This is a genomic window from Bradyrhizobium sp. SZCCHNS1022 (assembly GCF_032484835.1).
Classification (GTDB): Bacteria; Pseudomonadota; Alphaproteobacteria; order Rhizobiales; family Xanthobacteraceae; genus Bradyrhizobium.
The window spans coordinates 744,687-761,837 of sequence record NZ_JAUETT010000002.1 but is presented as its reverse complement, the minus strand read 5'-3'; the positions used below and the strand labels follow the sequence as shown (position 1 = coordinate 761,837).

The 17,151-nt window shown below is 64.3% G+C and carries 18 protein-coding genes and 1 tRNA gene; 9 read left to right on the top strand and 10 right to left on the bottom strand.

The genetic code is table 11. The features are described from left to right. Positions 1-12 precede the first annotated feature (12 nt). Together QX071_RS17095 and QX071_RS17090 are read right to left on the bottom strand one after the other, a co-directional pair. Positions 13-276 carry a porin gene (locus QX071_RS17095; protein ID WP_315703809.1) on the bottom strand — a complete coding sequence of 88 codons (264 nt, stop codon included), beginning with the start codon at positions 274-276 and terminating at the stop codon, positions 13-15. Between the two features lie 64 nt (positions 277-340). Next, the gene (locus tag QX071_RS17090) at positions 341-595 is read right to left on the bottom strand and encodes a PilZ domain-containing protein (protein WP_315704278.1); all 255 of its coding nucleotides are present in this window, start codon (positions 593-595) and stop codon (positions 341-343) included. A 387-nt stretch (positions 596-982) separates the two neighbouring features. Between QX071_RS17090 and QX071_RS17085 the strand changes: the two genes are divergently transcribed. Both QX071_RS17085 and QX071_RS17080 read left to right on the top strand, forming a co-directional pair. Further along, a complete protein-coding gene (locus QX071_RS17085; RefSeq protein ID WP_315703808.1) occupies positions 983-2,743 on the top strand; it encodes a hypothetical protein in 1,761 nt (586 codons plus the stop codon). Positions 2,744-2,966: 223 nt separating this feature from the next. Further along, on the top strand, positions 2,967-3,722 hold the full coding sequence (locus tag QX071_RS17080) for a PAN domain-containing protein (protein ID WP_315703807.1): 756 nt from the start codon (positions 2,967-2,969) through the stop codon (positions 3,720-3,722). Positions 3,723-3,733: 11 nt separating this feature from the next. Here the strand turns inward: QX071_RS17080 and QX071_RS17075 are convergent. After that, positions 3,734-3,808 (bottom strand) — tRNA-Glu (locus QX071_RS17075). Positions 3,809-4,024: 216 nt separating this feature from the next. Beyond that, positions 4,025-4,357 carry a Rieske 2Fe-2S domain-containing protein gene (locus tag QX071_RS17070; protein ID WP_315729148.1) on the bottom strand — a complete coding sequence of 111 codons (333 nt, stop codon included), beginning with the start codon at positions 4,355-4,357 and terminating at the stop codon, positions 4,025-4,027. 217 nt (positions 4,358-4,574) lie between these two features. On the opposite strand from QX071_RS17070, the gene QX071_RS17065 reads away from it, so the two are divergent. Further along, positions 4,575-5,327 carry a hypothetical protein gene (locus QX071_RS17065; RefSeq protein WP_315703805.1) on the top strand — a complete coding sequence of 251 codons (753 nt, stop codon included), beginning with the start codon at positions 4,575-4,577 and terminating at the stop codon, positions 5,325-5,327. Between the two features lie 213 nt (positions 5,328-5,540). Here the strand turns inward: QX071_RS17065 and QX071_RS17060 are convergent, their stop codons facing one another. Both QX071_RS17060 and hemA read right to left on the bottom strand, forming a co-directional pair. Continuing rightward, positions 5,541-6,119 (bottom strand): hemerythrin domain-containing protein, encoded by a 579-nt coding sequence (locus tag QX071_RS17060; RefSeq protein ID WP_315703804.1) that lies wholly within the window; start codon positions 6,117-6,119, stop codon positions 5,541-5,543. A 120-nt stretch (positions 6,120-6,239) separates the two neighbouring features. Next, positions 6,240-7,469 (bottom strand): 5-aminolevulinate synthase, encoded by a 1,230-nt coding sequence (gene hemA / locus QX071_RS17055; protein ID WP_315729149.1) that lies wholly within the window; start codon positions 7,467-7,469, stop codon positions 6,240-6,242. Positions 7,470-7,816: 347 nt separating this feature from the next. Between hemA and QX071_RS17050 the strand changes: the two genes are divergently transcribed. The 4 genes from QX071_RS17050 to QX071_RS17035 all read left to right on the top strand — a co-directional run bounded on the left by QX071_RS17050 (position 7,817) and on the right by QX071_RS17035 (position 11,566). Further along, entirely contained in the window at positions 7,817-8,071 is a 255-nt protein-coding gene (locus QX071_RS17050) for a hypothetical protein (RefSeq protein WP_315703802.1), read from the top strand. A 266-nt stretch (positions 8,072-8,337) separates the two neighbouring features. After that, complete coding sequence (locus QX071_RS17045) at positions 8,338-9,345, top strand: PrsW family intramembrane metalloprotease (RefSeq protein WP_315704277.1); 1,008 nt, start codon at positions 8,338-8,340, stop codon at positions 9,343-9,345. A 319-nt stretch (positions 9,346-9,664) separates the two neighbouring features. Continuing rightward, positions 9,665-10,243, top strand: a complete 579-nt coding sequence (locus tag QX071_RS17040) for an HdeD family acid-resistance protein (RefSeq protein WP_315703801.1) — start codon at positions 9,665-9,667, stop codon at positions 10,241-10,243. 237 nt (positions 10,244-10,480) lie between these two features. Then, positions 10,481-11,566, top strand: coding sequence for a 3-deoxy-7-phosphoheptulonate synthase (locus QX071_RS17035; RefSeq protein WP_315703800.1), 1,086 nt, complete (start codon positions 10,481-10,483; stop codon positions 11,564-11,566). Here QX071_RS17035 and QX071_RS17030 read toward each other — a convergent pair. After that, entirely contained in the window at positions 11,563-12,819 is a 1,257-nt protein-coding gene (locus QX071_RS17030; RefSeq protein WP_315729150.1) for an MFS transporter, read from the bottom strand. The two genes, QX071_RS17035 and QX071_RS17030, sit on opposite strands and share 4 nt — an antisense overlap. Positions 12,820-12,950: 131 nt before the next feature. Between QX071_RS17030 and QX071_RS17025 the strand changes: the two genes are divergently transcribed. Beyond that, the gene (locus QX071_RS17025) at positions 12,951-13,844 is read left to right on the top strand and encodes a LysR family transcriptional regulator (RefSeq protein WP_315703798.1); all 894 of its coding nucleotides are present in this window, start codon (positions 12,951-12,953) and stop codon (positions 13,842-13,844) included. Positions 13,845-13,925: 81 nt separating this feature from the next. Here QX071_RS17025 and QX071_RS17020 read toward each other — a convergent pair whose 3' ends face one another. The 3 genes from QX071_RS17020 to epmA are packed head-to-tail and all read right to left on the bottom strand — an operon-like array spanning position 13,926 to position 16,370. Next, positions 13,926-14,201, bottom strand: coding sequence for a hypothetical protein (locus tag QX071_RS17020; RefSeq protein WP_315703797.1), 276 nt, complete (start codon positions 14,199-14,201; stop codon positions 13,926-13,928). Positions 14,202-14,223: 22 nt separating this feature from the next. Further along, the gene (locus tag QX071_RS17015) at positions 14,224-15,321 is read right to left on the bottom strand and encodes a lysine-2,3-aminomutase-like protein (protein WP_315703796.1); all 1,098 of its coding nucleotides are present in this window, start codon (positions 15,319-15,321) and stop codon (positions 14,224-14,226) included. Further along, entirely contained in the window at positions 15,318-16,370 is a 1,053-nt protein-coding gene (gene epmA, locus QX071_RS17010) for an EF-P lysine aminoacylase EpmA (protein WP_315729151.1), read from the bottom strand. Before epmA ends, QX071_RS17015 begins: the two co-directional genes overlap by 4 nt. A gap of 138 nt (positions 16,371-16,508) precedes the next feature. On the opposite strand from epmA, the gene efp reads away from it, so the two are divergent. Then, positions 16,509-17,075 carry an elongation factor P gene (gene efp, locus QX071_RS17005; RefSeq protein ID WP_315703794.1) on the top strand — a complete coding sequence of 189 codons (567 nt, stop codon included), beginning with the start codon at positions 16,509-16,511 and terminating at the stop codon, positions 17,073-17,075. Positions 17,076-17,151: the final 76 nt, after the last annotated feature.

Below are 17,151 nucleotides of genomic sequence, written 5' to 3'. Positions count from 1 at the left end.
CCATCGCCACGATCAGCGCCGGAGCGAACTTCCGGCCTCGATGCTCGCGGCACCGCCGACCTTCACGCAGGTGTCGGTGCCGGGGAGCTTCGCAAAGCTTGGCCCATAGGCGGTGCATGGATTGCTCATGCCGGCACGGGGCATCGGCTTCACCGTCGGCGGAGTTTTGGCTGTCGCCGCTTTGGCCGTCGGAGCGCTCGGCACAAGCAACGAGGCTCCCGGCGATTGCGCGAGCACGGTCGTCGCCCACGACAGGCTGAGCACCGCAACGAGCATGAACGATCTGCACATCGGGCTGTTTTAACGGTGCGAGCCGAGCTTCGCCAGCCCGCATGCCGCCTCAGCCGATGAACTTGACTCCAGCCGAGGCTCCTCGGCGCCACACCACCTGGCAAAGCCGGCCGGTGCGCGCATCGCGCGAAAACGCCAGCCGAATGGTGTTGGGCAAGGCGACCGCGTCGTCGAGTGTGATCTTGGCGCCGGCACTTGAAATGTTCTGCACCAGGCAATGTCGCACGGCGAATCCACCATCCAGCGTGATCCACGCAGCTTGCTTCATGGATTTCCGCGCTTCGCGCTTCTTGGGGGCAGCCATCTCGCATCGACCTCCGTGCAGGCGATGCGCTATCGCGGCAGCCCCTAAGATCGGGTTGATTTGACTAAAGAAAGATCGCCAAGCCGACCGCGGCCGTGCCAGGGCGATCGCGCCAAGACAATCGTGCCAGCACAATCGTACCAGGACCATCGTGCACGTCGGGGCATCGCGCGCCGGTGGTAGCCCCGACATCTTTCCCGCAATGAACATGTGCGTTTTTCCGGCGACAACCTCGCGATTTCCGCGCCACCGGCCGACTTGTTACCAAACAGTTAAAATCGACAGATAAGAAGCCGCGACGGTCTTTCGCATCCCGGATCATCGCAAGACCGCCCGCAACGGCATGGGCCGGATTGGCCCAGCAATCTTGATCCCTGGGGCTCTTGGATGTCGTCCGCATCGTCAAAATTTTGGAATTATGCAGCTCTCGGAGCTGCGCTTGTCCCGTTTGCCGCGCACGCCGGCAGCATTCCGACCACCCCGCCGGTGAACTTCACCAATAGCTCAACCGCGTCGGTCGGCTCCACGATCGTCAATCTGCTCGATTCCTACGTCAACCTGATGCAGTACAACCCGCAGCTCAAGCATGGCGCGGGTGTGATGGATCAGAACATCGCGACCGTGGTCAGGATGACGCGGAATCGGACGCCGGCGCAGACGCTCGCCGCCATCCACGACGATCGCACCGCGCAGCCCTACAGCGTGCTGAACGGCCTCGGCGTGCTGACCTCCTCTTTCATGACTGGAATTGGGTCGTCCACCACGGGAACGGCGCCGGCGAAGCTGACCCCGACCTCCTACGTGACCACCACCCTGCAGGATTACGCACCGACCGCCCTGGGCATTAACTACCTGAACGGCGCCACGATCGGCTTCGCGACGTTCGGAGACGGCACGGCGACGCCGTTGGCGGCGGCCGCGAACTTCCTCAACAACACCATCCGCAACAACGCCTCGACCGAGCCGCCGAAGCGCACATTCGAGCGCTATATGGGCTCGACCGCGCCTGTGACCAATCCGGGTTCGATCGCAGCAGGCGCAATCAGCCCGCTCGATGCGCGCTACGGCAATTACAGCGCCACCAGCAACAAGGCGGGCCTCACCACCGCCGACACGGCGCAATTCGTGGTGCCGACCTATTTCAGCAATTTCTCCGTCCCGCCTGTCTACGGCACCACTGTCAACTGGGTCCGCGGTTTCACCGTGACGCAGGCCATGGTGACGGCCAACGGCGGCAAGCCGATCGCAGTCCCCAATGTGGGCTCCTATGATGCTTCCGGCAATTTCACCCCGACGACGTTCAATGTCGGCGACTATGTCCCGGGCATCGGCACGGCGCCGCGGCCGTACCGGCTGTCGAGCGCGGTGAATGTCCCCACCCTGCTCTGGCAGATCATCAACGGCAGCAATCCCTATGCCGATGGTGCCTATATCAGCGGCCACACCAACCTCGCCTACAACCAGGCGCTCGGCCTCGCCTTCCTGGTGCCGCAGCAATATGCGAGCCTCTTGGCGCGCGCGGCCGATCTCGGCAACAACCGCATCCTCGCCGGCATGCACTCGCCGCTCGACGTGATCGGCGGCCGCATCGAGGCCACCGCGATCGTCGCCACCAACATCTACAACGCGCTGTACGATGCGAACGGCAACCGGGTCGATTGGACCAATCCTGCCAATGCCGCCGCTTACGCGATCCACCAAGCCTACACCCAGACCCAGAAATATCTGGCGCAATCCTGCGGCACCAGCAGCGTCGAGAGGTGCATCGAGAAGAACGAAGCGAAGGCCGGAGAGGACCGGCATCGCGATCGCGAGGCGTTCGACGACGACATCGATGCCGACGACACCAAGAGCTACACCTTCCGCATGACCTACGGGCTCGCGCTGGCGAGCCATATCCATGCGCCCGAAGTCGTGCCGGTGCAGGCGCAGGTGCTGCTGCTGACGCGCTTCCCCTATATGACGGACGAGCAGCGCAGCGAGATCCTGCGCGACACCGCGCTGCCGGCCGGCTATGCCCTGCTCGACGGGAACAGCTGGGACGGCTGGGGCCGCCTCAATCTCTACGCCGCCGTCCACGGCCAGGCGTCGTTCTTCCGCGCCGTCAGGGCGGCAACAATGCCGTCATTCGAAACGATGTCGCACTGACCAAGGCTCACCGCGCTCTTGGACAGAGGCTCGACAGCAAGAAGCCGGGGCGCGTGTAGCCCGCGCGCCCCGGCTTATGATCCCGGCGGGTTACGCGACGCTAACCCGCCCCTTGCCCTGACAGAGATCGCAGCGCCTCGTCTCATTTGCGCGATTTGATCATTCTCAATGCGGGCGCGCCCGGCCGGGCTAAGAAGCGGCATTCGAGTGGAGGCGAGCTTCAATGACGCCGAGATCGAAAACATTCGCGTGGCAGCGGGTGTCGCTGCTGGCCCTCGCCGCCGCCACCATCGCCATGTCCGACGTTCGGCCGGCGGCGGCCGATTACACGCGAAGTTGCACAGCCACTCTCGAGGTGCGTCCATCAGGCACCAGCACCGCGCGCAAAGCCTATCGGTGGTCGGTGCGCAACACAGTCACGCATTATTACCAAGTCAATGAAGCTCGGCGGGAGGCGCGACGCGCGATCACCTCGTGCGTGCGCGCCCATTGGGATGCCCGCGACGTCGATGCGGTACCCTCTGCCTGCCAATCGCACGGCAGCCTTGAAGTCCGTGACTACCCCTTCGTGAACCTGGCGGAACGGATTGATACCGACCTCTGCGTGGCCAGCCCGACGAACTACGCGCAGGACGTCGACCTCGTGCTGTTCATCGAAGGGAAACGCGGCTGCGTGGTCGATGGCGGAAACATCAATCCCGCGACCAGGGTCGACATCGCGAGCGGCTACCACATCAGTTGTCCGGTGCCGCCCTTGCCAGGCATCCGCCTCCCCGGCCACGATATCAGCCGCAGCGAGATCCCGGGCCAGGATTGGCGCCGTTGCCGCCAGCTATGCCAGGACACGGCGGCCTGCCGTGCGTGGACTTGGCGGCGGGCCGGCAGTTCGGGAGCGGGTTCTGCCGAGAGCTGCCTGCTCAAGAGTGCGGCAGGCGTGCAGGTCCGCGATAGCTGCTGCCATTCCGGGACCAGGGACTAGGAGGAAATAGATGGCGCTCCCTAGCGGAATCGAACCGCTCTCTCCACCGTGAAAGGGTGGCGTCCTGACCGATAGACGAAGGGAGCAAAACGCTGGACGGCACGACGAGCATCCTCGCGCGACGTCATCGTTCTCCAGGTTCCGTAAAACCCTCGGCAATTCAACGCGTTGCGGCGAAAAATTGCGACGCCGGCCGCGGTTTCAATCCGATTCCGCCCCGGCGCGGCCGAACGTATAGTGTCCTTTCGCCGGTCGGGCAAGCCGATGTTGGGAATCCCACGCGCAGTCTGTTCCTCCGAGGCTCACCGGGCGGCAAACAGCGGCGTGACCCCGATGGTATCGATGTAAACGATCCCGTCCTCGACCTTCACCGGATATTCAGCGAGCGCGCTTTCCTGCGGGTGCAGCGGCGCGCCGGTCGAGGCGTCCCAGGTCCAGTTGTGGACCGGGCAGCTCAGCACCCGGCCATCGAATCCGGCTTCATCCAGCGGCGCGGCCGTATGCGGACAGACGCCCTGGAACGCCTTGAGCTCACCGTTGTCCGGCCAGGCCAGGATGATGAGCTGAGCGTCGGCGATGACGAGGCGCATGCCGCCTTCGTCGATCGTGTCGACTTTGCAAACGCGGGTGAACATTCACAACCTTCCATCGAGCATGCCGCGCGTCATCCTATGCCGGCCATGCGCGGCAGCGTGAGCCCGGAAAAGCGGCACCCGCGCAAGCAGAGGTCTTCGCCGCGGTGCTGGCACCCTTCTTGCTGCCATCACGGCAGGAGTCTTCGTCGCGCGTTGGTGCTGTCGGGAAACCGACACGGACGGTGCGAGCAGAGACAATGCGGCGACGGAGCAAGTCATGACCGATATGGCGGAGCTGAGACAGCGCAAGGAGCCGCTCAACCTCGCCATCGTCCACGTCGATCCCGACGCCTTCGTCGCCAGCCTGATGGGCTGGCTGGAGATCACGGCCTTCATCAAGGCGCAGCGCGCCGGTGAGGCCGAAGTCCCCGCCGACGGCAAAACGCCGGCGCTGTCGGCGGCGCAGCTCAAGGGCGGCGGCGTGCACGAGGTCGGCAATGACGCGCTGTTTGCGTTCGCGATGACGGCGGCGCTGAAAGGCGACAAGCCGGCCCTCGACAAGGTCGAAACAGCCCTGCTCGAGCGCATGGGCAAGGATTTCCCCGGCTCCTTCGCGCTCTGGCATTTCCGCACAACGATCGATGCGCCGACGACGCTGGACGATTTCGTGGGCCAGGCCGGCAAGAAGCTTCTGCTCGGCGACATTCCGCCGCCGCCGTTGCGCGCCAAGGAGAACTGGAGCACGGGCCTGCGCTTCTTCGAGAAGGCGCGCAAGTCCAACTTCATCCACGAGATCATGTACCCGCTCGCGAAATGGACGCGGGGCCGCTGGACGGAGACGGCGGAGAAAGGCGTCGCCTTCCTGCACCACATCGAGGACAACGTGCCGGTGCTGCGCGAGGTACTCGATGAGCCGCGCAACGACCAGCCGTTCATCGCCAACGCGCTCTTGAAGCTGGCGCCTGCCGTCGACATGGAACTCAACGAAGAATATCAGGGCTTCCTGCGCTCGCTGGCCCGGCGGAATTGAGCTCGCACGCTCAGCAAAAAGGCCGGCGGGCGCTACGCCGCCGACCCTTTGTCGCGACTGCCGGCTCCCGGTTGTCCGGTTCCGTCGCAGGATACCAATCAGCGTGAGCCCGATTTAGTTAACGGGAGCTTAATGCGCGCTTCCGTATGATTGCGGATGCGCGCCTGCACTCGACGATACGCCGACACCAAGCCAGTGCCACGCGACGCGTGCCTATCGTACCGTAGCGCGCGCCTCTTCCGCTTCCTGCTCCCAGCGCAGGATGGTGCGTTCGAGGCTATGGAATTTCTCTTCCGCGGCGCCGCCGAATAGCGGATCTGTCTTGTTCGCCATGTGGGTATCGATGTCGGCCCAATCGCCGGCCGTGAGCGCCTTCGCCGCCGCCGGAAACAGCAGAGCTTCTTCCCTCTTCAGGTGCTCGCGCTGGTTCTTGATGAAGTCGTGCACGGCGAGATGGAAGGTCTCGCGCAAGACCTCCTGATCGGCCAGCACCGCATTCACCGCGTCGGCAAACTTGCGCAACCGCCTGGCCTCGGTCTCGTGCTCGGCGTCGACATCGCCGTAGGCCGCGGCGGCGCGCGGATCGCGCACGCGCAGCTTTTCGAAGATCATCTCTTCCTTGGGATGATGACAGCTCTGCGGAAAATCTTCGAAATACTGGATGATGCTTTGCAGGATATCGTAATCGGGCCGCTGATTACGATCGAACAACTCGAGCTCATGCTCAAGCACGCCAAGCAGTGTCTCGATATTCTGGTGCTCGTCCCGCAATGCGTCGATGATCTTCGCCATGACCGACCTCGCCCGCCTGCGAGCTCGTCTTGCACGATCGAGCCCGCGCTAACCGAAGCTACGCCGGAACAGTCCTTCGGCATTGCGCCAGATCAATCGGAGCCAGGCTGGCGCGGCGGATCACTCCGCTGCCCTCGCCTGCTCCGTACGTTGCAGGTCCAGACGCTCCCAGACCTCGACCAGCGCCTCGGCGAGCGCATCGATCAGGCCGTCATCATGATAGGGCGACGGCGTGATGCGCAGCCGCTCCTGCCCGCGCGGCACGGTCGGATAGTTGATCGGCTGGATGTAGATGCCGTGCTCCGACAACAAGAGGTCGGAGGCCAGCTTGCACTTTTCGGGATTGCCGACATGAACCGGGACGATATGGGTGTCGCTCGGCATCACCGGCAGGCCCGCCGCATGCAGCACGGCCTTGAGCCGCGCGGCGCGATCCTGATGCCGCTGCCGTTCCCATTGCGAGGTCTTCAGGTGACGGATCGCGGCGGTCGCGGCCGCGCAGACCGGCGGCGGCAGCGCGGTGGTGAAGATGAAGCCCGGCGCATAGGAGCGCACCGCGTCGATCAGGTTCGCGTTGGCTGCGATATAGCCGCCGAGACAGCCATAGGCCTTGGCCAGCGTGCCCTCCAGGATGTCGATCCGGTCCATGGCACCGTCGCGCTCGGCGATGCCGCCGCCGCGCGGGCCGTACATGCCGACTGCATGCACCTCGTCGACATAGGTCAGCGCGCCATAACGCTCGGCGAGGTCGCAGATCCGGTGCAATGGCGCGACGTCGCCGTCCATCGAATACAGGCTTTCGCAGATGATCAGCTTGGGCCGATCCGGATCGGCGGCGCGCAAGAGCTGCTCCAGATGCGCCGTGTCGTTGTGCCGCCAGATCTGCTTCTCGGTGCCGGCCTTGCGGACGCCTTCGATCATGGAATTGTGGTTCAGCGAATCCGACAGCAGCAGGCAGTTCGGCAGCAGCTTGGCGATGGTGGAGATGCCGGTCTCGTTGGAGACATAGCCTGAGGTGAAGACCAGCGCGGCCTGCTTGCCGTGGAGATCGGCGAGCTCCCGCTCGAGCTCGATCAGCGGATGGTTGGTGCCGGCGATGTTGCGGGTGCCGCCGGCGCCGGTCCCCATCCGCGTCGCCGCATCGACCATGGCGCCGATGACCTTGGGATGCTGGCCCATGCCGAGATAATCGTTCGAGCACCAGATCACGACGTCGCGCTCGCCCTCCGGCGAATGCCAGATCGCATGGGGAAAGCGGCCGGCCAGGCGCTCGAGATCGGCAAACACCCGGTAGCGGCGCTCCTGATGCAGCTGACCAAGGGCGCGATCGAAATAGGCGTCGTAATCCATGATGTGATCCGTTCTTCGGCCTGTTCGGCCGTACCGAGCCAAATCAGTCAGGCAATCAACCAAGGCAAATCGGTGGGTGGGAGCGTCTTGGAGGGCACTGCTGCGGGGCAGGATCGAAGCCCAGTTCTGGGGGGACTTCGTTGATCCAGATCAGCAATTTCCGGGAAAGCTGTACCGCCTGCCCATCATGATCGGCAGGAGATCGGCGCCGGGATGGCCAAATTATTTCAAATCGGGGATGGCTCGGCCAAAGAAATGCGCCGTTTCGGCGCAACATCCGCCCCGCTATCAGATCCGTCACGGTTTCGCATCACCGGGTCCGAGACCCGGAAACCACGAGGACATTGATGAAGATCCTAACTGCTCTGCTGGTCGCCTGCGCATTCAGTCAGGCCGCCTTTGCCGAAGGCCTGGAATGCCGGCGCGTTGCCGACCCCACCCCACGGCTCAGCTGCGTGGAGAAGCCGGCAACCGCCGAAGCTCCGACCGCGGCGCGGCCGGATACCTGGAACCCGCCGGCAACCAGCGGGCGTGACGCAGACTCCAACCGCGACGGCGACAGAGTGAGCCCACGCACCACGCGGATCTGCCGCGACTGCTAACCCAGACGCCCGGACATCGCTGGCGCGCGCACCGCGCGGCGCCAATGGCCGCTGTCCTGAACAGATTTGGCCGCGAGCAAGCCGGGCATTTCGGAGGGACGGTGGGAGGTTGGGGGCGGCAGACCGGGCGTGGCACATTTTGCGGTGCGACGCCTTGCCCCGTAGCCAAGAGCCGATGTCAAATCCAAACCGTGGGAGGAACCCGCCGCTACGCTCCGCCCCTGCGTCTTGGATGACCGGATCACATGGCCTATCTGCCACCTCAGATGAATTTGTTGGAAGCCTTACCCACCGTCATTGGAACGGCAGCGATTGCACCTGCCCTGCTGATTTTGTGGCTCGTGGTTGCCGCCGGCGACCATCCCGGCCCGCCGCTCAGGGTGTGGACCGCGTTTGCGCTCGGCGCCGCCAGCGTCCTCCTGCTGGGCCTGGTCCGGGCGCCGTTTCGCCAGATGGCCGTCGTGGTCGACAATCCCTGGGCCGCGCAGGTGCTGCATTCGGTGGCCGGCGTCGCCTTGCCGGAGGAGATCGTCAAGGTCCTGGTGATCGCCGCCATTTCCTCGCGCCGCCGTCACTTTGGCAACGCGATGGACACCGTGGTTTATGGCGCGGCCGTCGGCCTCGGCTTCGCCGCCTATGAAAACCTCGCTTATCTGGTGCAGCACGCGGATATATGGCGCTCGCTCGCTGCGCTTCGCAGCGTGCTGACGGTGCCCTTTCACGGTGCGCTCGGGGTCATCGCCGGCGCCTATCTCGCGATCGCCCGCGCCGGAACGGCCCTCGGCGCCCATCGTCGCCATCGCGATTGGGCGCGGATGTCCAGTTGGGCCCTGGTGCTGATCGCACCAGTCGCGCTGCATGCGGCATTCGACTTTCCATTATTGATGCTGCAGCGGAATCCGGATCTCGATCCCGTGCTCCGGATCTGGCTTGGGGGCGTGAGCCTGCTGATCGGCTTCTCCTCGATCGGGCTTGCGGCCCGGCTGGTGCGTCGGGTTGCGCACCATCACAGCCCGCACACCGATTTGGCGCGGGCGCGGCTGAGCCAGCTCAGGCGGATGTGGGCGCTGCTCCTGGTCGGCGGCGCCGCCGGCTTCTTCGGTCTCGCCTTCGTCCTGACCTCGCTCCACCATTGGCTGCTTAACCCAGATCACAACGTCGCCGTGGTGCTGGTTCCGCTTGGCCTGACCGCGATTCTTCTTGGTATCGCTCTATTGGTTGTCACGACCGCGATTTACATTTTCGGGCGGAATCGGATCCGGACGACGGCCTAGGAATTCCGATTCCAAATTCGCCTTCGATCCCATGTGAGAGGCAACTTTGTCGATATCGGCGTTGAAGAATTGCCATCAACGTCTTGATCTTAGATGATCTTTTGATTTTGCGTTCACGCCCGGATGGCGTGGCAGGCCGGTAGCGAAGGTCACATCCGCTCCACCGGTCGCGGTGGCCCGCTTTGCGCCGGATCAACTCATGTTTACGTCGCCCGGCTAGAAAAGATGCGTGCAGGCTATGATTGTCAGAGCTGCATCAGACGTCCTGCACGCGAGTCTGATCGCGGCAACAGGCACTTCAACCGTTGGGAGCATTGAGATGACCATTCCCCACGATACCCAAGCCGATCGGCTCAGATCGGACATCAGCGCCGCGGTGCACGCGCATTGGGTTGCCTTCCTGATCGAAGGCATTCTGCTCGTAATCCTCGGCCTTGCGGCGATCATTGTGCCGCCCTTGGCAAGCCTTGCGGTGACGATCTTCCTCGGCTGGATGTTCCTGATATCGGGCGTCGCCGGCCTCGCCCTGACCTTCTGGGCGCGCGCCATGCCCGGCTTCTGGTGGTCATTGATCTCCGCGGTGCTCGGGATCGTCGCCGGCATCGTCCTGCTCGCGGAGCCGGTCGAGGGCACGCTGACCTTGACGATCGTGATCGGCGCCTATTTCCTGGCCGAGGGCGTCGCCACCATCATGTATGCGCTGGAGCATCGGCGCGAAATGTCCGCGCGCTGGGGCTGGCTGCTCGCCTCAGGCCTGGTCGATATCGTCATCGCAGGCATCATCATCACGGGCCTGCCCGGCTCGGCCCTGTGGGCCATCGGTCTCCTGGTCGGCATCAACCTGTTGTTCGGCGGGATTTCGATGATCGCGATGGCGCTCGCGGCGCGCAGCGCTTGAGATGCGTCCAATTCAGGCTGCGCGATTTGGGGATGACAAGTCGCGCGGCCGAGGCTATATAGCCGGTCATGATCACCGTCGCCGCCATCTATTTTTGGTACTTTAGCTACGACAGCTCGCTGGCGGCGGGAGGATCGCGCTCAATCTGAAAATTGCAGCAAGCCATCCGAACAGCCGCCAGGACCTGGCGGCTTTTTTGTTGCCGACGGGTCGTGCAAGTCACACAAGGAGCCCGCCGTGCTGAGTACGACTGACGATCTTCGCATCAAAGAAATCAAGGAATTGAGCTCTCCCGATGAGGTGATGGGCGAGATTCCGCGCACGCTGACCGCAACGCGGGTGGTGATGGCCGCACGAAACGCCATCCGGGCGATCCTGAGCGGCAGCGACGACCGCCTGCTCGTCATCGTCGGCCCCTGCTCGATCCATGATCCCGCTGCGGCGATCGACTATGCCGAACGCCTGACCTCCTTACGCGAACGGCTGTCGGACCGGCTCGAGATCGTCATGCGGGTCTATTTCGAGAAGCCGCGGACCACGGTGGGCTGGAAGGGCCTGATCAACGATCCCGATCTCGACAACAGCTTCGACATCAACAAGGGGCTTAGGCTGGCGCGCAGCGTCTTGTCTGCCATCAACAATGTCGGCCTGCCGGCAGCGACCGAATTCCTCGATCTGACCACGCCGCAATACATCGCCGACCTCGTCTCCTGGGCCGCAATCGGCGCCCGCACGACCGAGAGCCAGATCCACCGCGAGCTGGCCTCCGGCCTGTCCTGCCCGGTCGGTTTCAAGAACGGCACCGACGGCAACATCCGCATCGCCACGGATGCGGTGAAATCGGCCTCCCATCCCCATCACTTCATGGCGGTGACCAAGGGCGGCCGTTCGGCAATCGCAGCCACCAGCGGCAATGACGACTGCCATATCATTCTGCGCGGCGGCAAGGGTCCGAACTATGACGCGGCAAGCGTCGATCAGGCTGCAAATGAGCTGGTCCACTCCGGGCTTGCGCCGCGGCTGATGATCGACACCAGCCACGCCAACTCCGGCAAGAAGCCGGAAAATCAGCCGGCGGTGGCCACCGACATTGCACGGCAGATCATGGAAGGCGAGCAGCGCATCATGGGCGTGATGATCGAAAGCAACCTGGTGGCCGGACGCCAGGACGTCCAACCCGGCGTGCCGCTGGTCTACGGGCAGAGCATCACGGATGGCTGCATCGATTGGAGCACGACCGTCGAGGTGCTCGATCAGCTGGCGGACGCAGTCAGCACGCGTCGCGCCACGTGCAAAGGCGCTTTGCAGGAACGCTCGGCCTAGCGGCTGGTCTGCGCTAGGTGGGGCGCTGCCGAGGCGTTCCGCTCGCGCAGGCCCATGACGAAGGCGGCGCCGCCGAAAAATGCGCCCAGCAAGCAGACGCCCGACCATCCGCTGGCCGTCCATGCAAGACCAGACAGCGCCGATCCGGCGGCGCTGCCGACGAAGAAAAGGCCCGTGAACAATCCGTTGATGCGAGCGCGCGCGTCCGGACGCAGCAGGTTAATTTCCCGCCGCCCGAGCGTCTGATCGCCAATCACGCCGAGATCGAGCACGAAGGCGGCGATCGCCAGCAGTGCGAGCGCTGTGAGAGGATACGTTCCCGGTTCAAACCCGAGCCATCCGGCTCCGGCAATACCCGCAAGGACGAGTGCACCGGCGGCCCCTGCGTGCGCGACGCGCGTGGCAACACCCGTGAGTCCACGGTCGCCGGCTCGCCCTGCGAGCGGCGAGATGATCGCCCCTCCCGCACCAGCCAATGCAAAAACCGCGATGCCCGTCTGGCTGAGATCAAACGGCGGCGCCGCCAAACGTAATGCGATCGAAGTCCAGAAGCTGCCAAACGCGGCCATGCATAACGCCTGGTAGACCGCGCGCCGCCGCAACACCGGTTCATCGCGCAGAACCGTCCACAAAGATGCAACGAGGCCGAGCGAGGTCGCGCTTGCCGCAGTCCTGCGGCGGGGCAGCACCGCGAGCAGCATGCAGGTCACCCCGATCATGATAACAGCATCGATCGCATAGACCATGCGCCAGCCGAAGTGATCGGCCAGGAGGCTGGCGCTGGGTCGCGATAGCAGAATGCCCACCATCAGGCCACTCATCACCGTTCCGATCGCCTGACCACGCAGCGGCGCCGGGGCGATCGCTGCGACCACCGGGATGAGCATCTGGATGACGCTGGTCGCAACCCCGGTAGCAAAGGCTGCAAACAGGAAGATTCCAGCCGACGGCGCCGCCGCGGCACAGCCGATCGCGCATACATCTGCGGTCAACGTCCATAAGATCATCCGGCGACTGTCCAGTAGATCGGTCATGGGCACGAGCACGACGAGCCCGACGGCATAGCCGAGCGAGGTCAGTGTCGGGGCCAGGCCGGCGAGCGCAACCGGAAAACCGAGGCTCGGCCCGATCAAACCGACCAGCGGTTGCGCAGCAAACAATGGCAGAACGATCAGGCCGACCGCGGCTGCGAGGGCGGTTAGAAGGACAGACGATATCCGCTGGCTTTCAGCCGGCGGGACAATGGACGGCATTTTCAGCTCCCCATGGAATGCGCGTGCCGGACGCTCGGCGCGCCTATGCCGCAGCAGCGTACAGCCCATCCGATTTGTGATAATCTGTCGCGAAAGCGATATATTCTTCCAACCGATGGAAGAGTTGAGCTATGGCCGATCTCGACGACTACACTGCCTTCATTGCAATCGTGGATCGCGGCAGCCTGACGGGGGCCGCGAAGACCTTAGGCCGCTCGCTGCAGACGGTCAGCAGATCCCTGTCACTGCTGGAGCGCGAGCTTGGTACGCCGCTGCTGCTACGAACCACCCGCCGATCCCAGGTCACTGTGGCAGGCCAGGCGTTCCACGACCGCATCAAGGCAGCCCTTGCCGAGATCAACCTCGCACGCGATGAAGCCGCCCAACACGGCGAGATCGTCACGGGCAGATTGAGGATCGCCGCGTCCGTCCTATTCGCGCCAGCCTATGTCGTGCCGACCGCCGCGTCCTTCATGCAGCGCTGGCCCGGCGTCGACATCGAGCTGGAGCTCAGCGACGAATTCTCCGATCTCGTTGCAAACCGCATCGATCTCGCCATCAGGATCGGCGACCTGTCGCCGTCAGCACTGCGTCGACGCGGCCTTGCGCAGTTGCGCCGGGTCCTGTTCGCGACACCGGCCTACCTCGAGCGTCGTGGACGGCCGACAAGTCCTTCGGACCTTGCACGGCATCAATGCGTGGTCAGAACGATTGGACCTGAAGGGGATGTCTGGCCTCTGACCTCGAACGGGGAAATCGTCCCTGTGCGCGTCCGTGGCGCGTTCGCCGCCAACGATGCAGCCGCCTGCAACGCGGCGGTCGCCGCCGGGCTTGGCATCGGCCTTGCGCCATATTGGCAAATCCGCGCCATGGTCGATGATGGGCGAGTCGAACTCGTGCTGACCAATTTCGAACCACCGCCCGTTCCGGTCAGCGCCGTCTGGCTACCGGTGCCGCATCTCCCGGCACGGACGCGCCTGTTCATCGACGCGCTCGCAGCCCGCTTCTCGGCGGAGCGCTGGTGAACGGCGCGGCTAGTATCCGATTCTGACGTTCGTATCACTTTGCGGTGGGCTCGCGTCCGACGTGCGCCCCGCTGGATGCGCTCAGCAGCCGCGGCAGATGCTCTTGAGCTTCTTGTCGAGCGCTGCGTCTTCCTTATTCTCCGGAAGATTCGGATCGCTCAGGCCCTTCTCATTCGAGAAGTCGCTGGCGCGCGGTTGACGATGGCCGACTGGCGCTTCCGGAAGCGAGCTCGAGGCTCCGCCACTGCGGCCCGAGCCGCTGCCGGCTGCTCCCCCGCTGCCGCCCCCACCTTGCGCAAAAGCCGGCCCGGCCGCCACCGCAATCAGGAGCCCCATCGCGATTGCAAATCCCTTCATGTTGCTCCTCCTCAGCAGGAAATCAGACGCCCTCATCGGGTGGATAGAGATGCACCTCGCCACAATAGTCAATCACACGATAGCGCCTATCCGCAGCCGCTTCATGATCCTGCTCAACAGAATCATCTGTCGCCAAATATTGCGGGCCGACCGGCGCCTTGCCGTAACCGCCGGGAATGTCGAGCACAAAATCCGGCTGGCACAGTCCGGAGACACGACCGCGCAACGCCCGCATCAATTCCTGGCCTCGCGCAAGCGTGGTGCGCAAATGGGCAGTCCCCGGGGCGAGGTCACCGTGATGCAGGTAATAGGGCTTGATGCGGCATTCAACGAAGGCCCGCATCAAGGCTTCGAGAGTTTCGGCCTCGTCATTGACGCCGCGCAGCAGCACGGATTGGCTGACCATCGGAATGCCCGCATCGATCAGCCGCGCGCAGGCGGCGCGGACGTCGTCGCTCAATTCACGCGGATGATTGGCATGGAGCGCAACCCAGGTCGTCGCGCCGGCGGGCCTCAGGGCCTCGACCAATGCGGCGCTGATCCGCGCAGGCTCGGCGACCGGCAGACGGGTATGGATGCGGATGATCTTCACGTGATCGATCGCGGCCAGATCCGACAAGATCTCCTTGAGCCGGCGCGGCGACAGCATCAACGGATCGCCGCCGGTGAGGATGACCTCCCAGATCTCGGAGTGGGCACGGATGTAGTCGAGCGCTACGCGGTAGGCGGCATCCGACAGTCCGCTCTCCTTGCCGGGCCCGACCATTTCGCGGCGGAAGCAGAACCGGCAATAGACCGCGCAGACATGCACCAGCTTCAGCAGCACCCGATCGGGATAGCGGTGCACGATGCCGGGCACCGGCGAATGCGCGTCATCGCCGATCGGATCGGCGCGTTCGCCAGGCGCGGCGACCAGCTCGTCCGGTGTCGGAACAAACTGGCGGGCGATCGGATCGGCGGCATTCCCCGGCTCGATCAGATCAGCCAGGTGGGACGTCACGGCGATCGCATAGCGCTCGCCGACCTGCTCCAATACGGCCTGGTCTGCCGGCGCAACGAAACCGTGCGCGACGAGGTCGGCGGCCGTCCGCAAGGTGTTTGGCCGTAGCACTCGGTTCATGCTTCACCCGCGGGCGGAGTCCATACCACCTGATCGATCCTGACTGCGCCGGTGGCCAGCATCGCCAGCCGATCGAAACCGAGCGCCACCCCGCTCGCCGGCGGCATCACGCCGACCGCAGCGAGAAAATCCTCGTCGATCGGATAGCGCTCGCCGTAGCGCCGGGCCTTCTCCTCCATCGAATCCTCGAAGCGTCGCCGCTGCTCAACGGCATCGGTCAATTCGCCAAACCCATTGGCGAGTTCGACCCCGCAGGCATAGACCTCGAAACGCTCGGCAACGCGCGGATCGGCGTGCTTCGTCCGCGCCAAGGCCGACTCGGGCGCCGGATATTCGTAGAGCACGGTCAAACGCCCTTGCCCCAGATGCGGTTCGACATGCTCGACCAGGATCTTTGAGAACAGATCCGACCAGGTGTCGTCGGCCGCGATCCGGATCTTGCCGCTGGCCGCTGCCGCCAGCGCCGCACGATCCCCTTCGCCATACGTCACCGTGGCCAGCAGGTCGATTCCAGCGTAGCGCTGGAAGGCGGCCGCAACGGTCAGGAATTCCGGGGTGACAAACGGATCGGCGCTCCGTCCCCGAAAAGCAAACTGCGAGATCCCAGTCGTTTGCGCCGCACGCACGATCACCGCGACCGTATCGGCCATGATCACGTCGTAAGCGGCGTTGGCCCGGTACCATTCCAGCATGGTGAATTCCGGCAGGTGCAGGTCGCCGCGCTCGCGGTCGCGGAACACCCGCGCGAACTCGAATATCCGGCTTTCGCCGGCGGCCAGCAGCTTTTTGCAGGCGAATTCCGGCGAGGTCCGCAGATACCGCCTGCTCCGGCTGCCATCTTCCCCCGTCAGCTCGGTCGCCGGCGCATGCAGGTGGGTCTCGTTGCCCGGCGACAGCTGCAGGATGGCGGTCTCGACCTCGGTAAACTCCTGCTCCTCGAACCAGATCCTGACGGCGCGAGTGACCGCGCCACGCGCCAGCAGGAACGGCCGCCTGTCGGCGTGCCGGCCGGCCGACCACCAGGGCGAGATCGGGGGCTGACCGGCCATCAAAGGGTAGCCCTACCGGTCCGCAAAACACTGGCAACCCGGGCCAAAATCAGTATGTTGCGGCCCGAAACCGCATCTCGCGTCCCGAAGCACCGCGGCCTTGCCCGGCGCCGGGCCCCAATATCAGGAAAAACAGCTTTGAAAGTCATCGCCAGCTCTATTCGCAAGGGTAACGTCATTGAGCAAGATGGAAAGCTCTACGTCGTCGTGACGGCCGAGAACATCCATCCCGGCAAGGGCACGCCGGTCAGCCAGATCGAAATGCGTCGAATCAGCGATGGTGTGAAGATCTCCGAACGCTACAAGACCACCGACCAGGTCGAGAAGGTCACCATCGAGGAGCGCAACTTCACCTATCTTTACGAAGATGCCGATGGCTTCCACTTCATGAACCCGGAGACCTACGACCAGGTCCAGGTGCCGAAGGACGTGGTCGGCGCGCAGGCGGCCTATCTCCAGGAGAACATGACCGTCAAGCTGTCGATGCACGACGTGGTGCCGGTTTCGATCGCGCTGCCCCAGCGCGTCACGCTGGAGGTGGTCGACACCGAGCCCGTCACCAAGGGCCAGACCGCATCATCGTCGTACAAGCCTGCCGTGCTCTCCAATGGCATCCGCACTGGCGTTCCGCCGCACATCACGGTCGGCACCCGCATCGTGGTCATGACCGAGGACGGCTCCTACTGCGAGCGCGCCAAGGACTGACCTCGGCCGAGGAGCGCCGCGGAGGCAAACGCGCGATCTGATATGCCGGGCAGCCGGACTTTGGGAGCGGATCTTT

What these genes read in the sequence shown, in the direction of transcription:
- QX071_RS17030 (WP_315729150.1), bottom strand. Translation starts at nt 12,819, where the DNA reads ATGCCGTCCATTGTCCCGCCGGCTGAAAGCCAGCGGATATCGTCTGTC.
- hemA (WP_315729149.1), bottom strand. Translation starts at nt 7,469, where the DNA reads ATGGATTACGACGCCTATTTCGATCGCGCCCTTGGTCAGCTGCATCAG.
- QX071_RS17025 (WP_315703798.1), top strand. Translation starts at nt 12,951, where the DNA reads ATGGCCGATCTCGACGACTACACTGCCTTCATTGCAATCGTGGATCGC.
- QX071_RS17040 (WP_315703801.1), top strand. Translation starts at nt 9,665, where the DNA reads ATGACCATTCCCCACGATACCCAAGCCGATCGGCTCAGATCGGACATC.
- QX071_RS17065 (WP_315703805.1), top strand. Translation starts at nt 4,575, where the DNA reads ATGACCGATATGGCGGAGCTGAGACAGCGCAAGGAGCCGCTCAACCTC.
- QX071_RS17050 (WP_315703802.1), top strand. Translation starts at nt 7,817, where the DNA reads ATGAAGATCCTAACTGCTCTGCTGGTCGCCTGCGCATTCAGTCAGGCC.
- QX071_RS17045 (WP_315704277.1), top strand. Translation starts at nt 8,338, where the DNA reads ATGAATTTGTTGGAAGCCTTACCCACCGTCATTGGAACGGCAGCGATT.
- QX071_RS17015 (WP_315703796.1), bottom strand. Translation starts at nt 15,321, where the DNA reads ATGAACCGAGTGCTACGGCCAAACACCTTGCGGACGGCCGCCGACCTC.
- QX071_RS17060 (WP_315703804.1), bottom strand. Translation starts at nt 6,119, where the DNA reads ATGGCGAAGATCATCGACGCATTGCGGGACGAGCACCAGAATATCGAG.
- QX071_RS17095 (WP_315703809.1), bottom strand. Translation starts at nt 276, where the DNA reads ATGCTCGTTGCGGTGCTCAGCCTGTCGTGGGCGACGACCGTGCTCGCG.
- epmA (WP_315729151.1), bottom strand. Translation starts at nt 16,370, where the DNA reads ATGGCCGGTCAGCCCCCGATCTCGCCCTGGTGGTCGGCCGGCCGGCAC.
- QX071_RS17020 (WP_315703797.1), bottom strand. Translation starts at nt 14,201, where the DNA reads ATGAAGGGATTTGCAATCGCGATGGGGCTCCTGATTGCGGTGGCGGCC.
- QX071_RS17085 (WP_315703808.1), top strand. Translation starts at nt 983, where the DNA reads ATGTCGTCCGCATCGTCAAAATTTTGGAATTATGCAGCTCTCGGAGCT.
- QX071_RS17090 (WP_315704278.1), bottom strand. Translation starts at nt 595, where the DNA reads ATGGCTGCCCCCAAGAAGCGCGAAGCGCGGAAATCCATGAAGCAAGCT.
- QX071_RS17080 (WP_315703807.1), top strand. Translation starts at nt 2,967, where the DNA reads ATGACGCCGAGATCGAAAACATTCGCGTGGCAGCGGGTGTCGCTGCTG.
- QX071_RS17070 (WP_315729148.1), bottom strand. Translation starts at nt 4,357, where the DNA reads ATGTTCACCCGCGTTTGCAAAGTCGACACGATCGACGAAGGCGGCATG.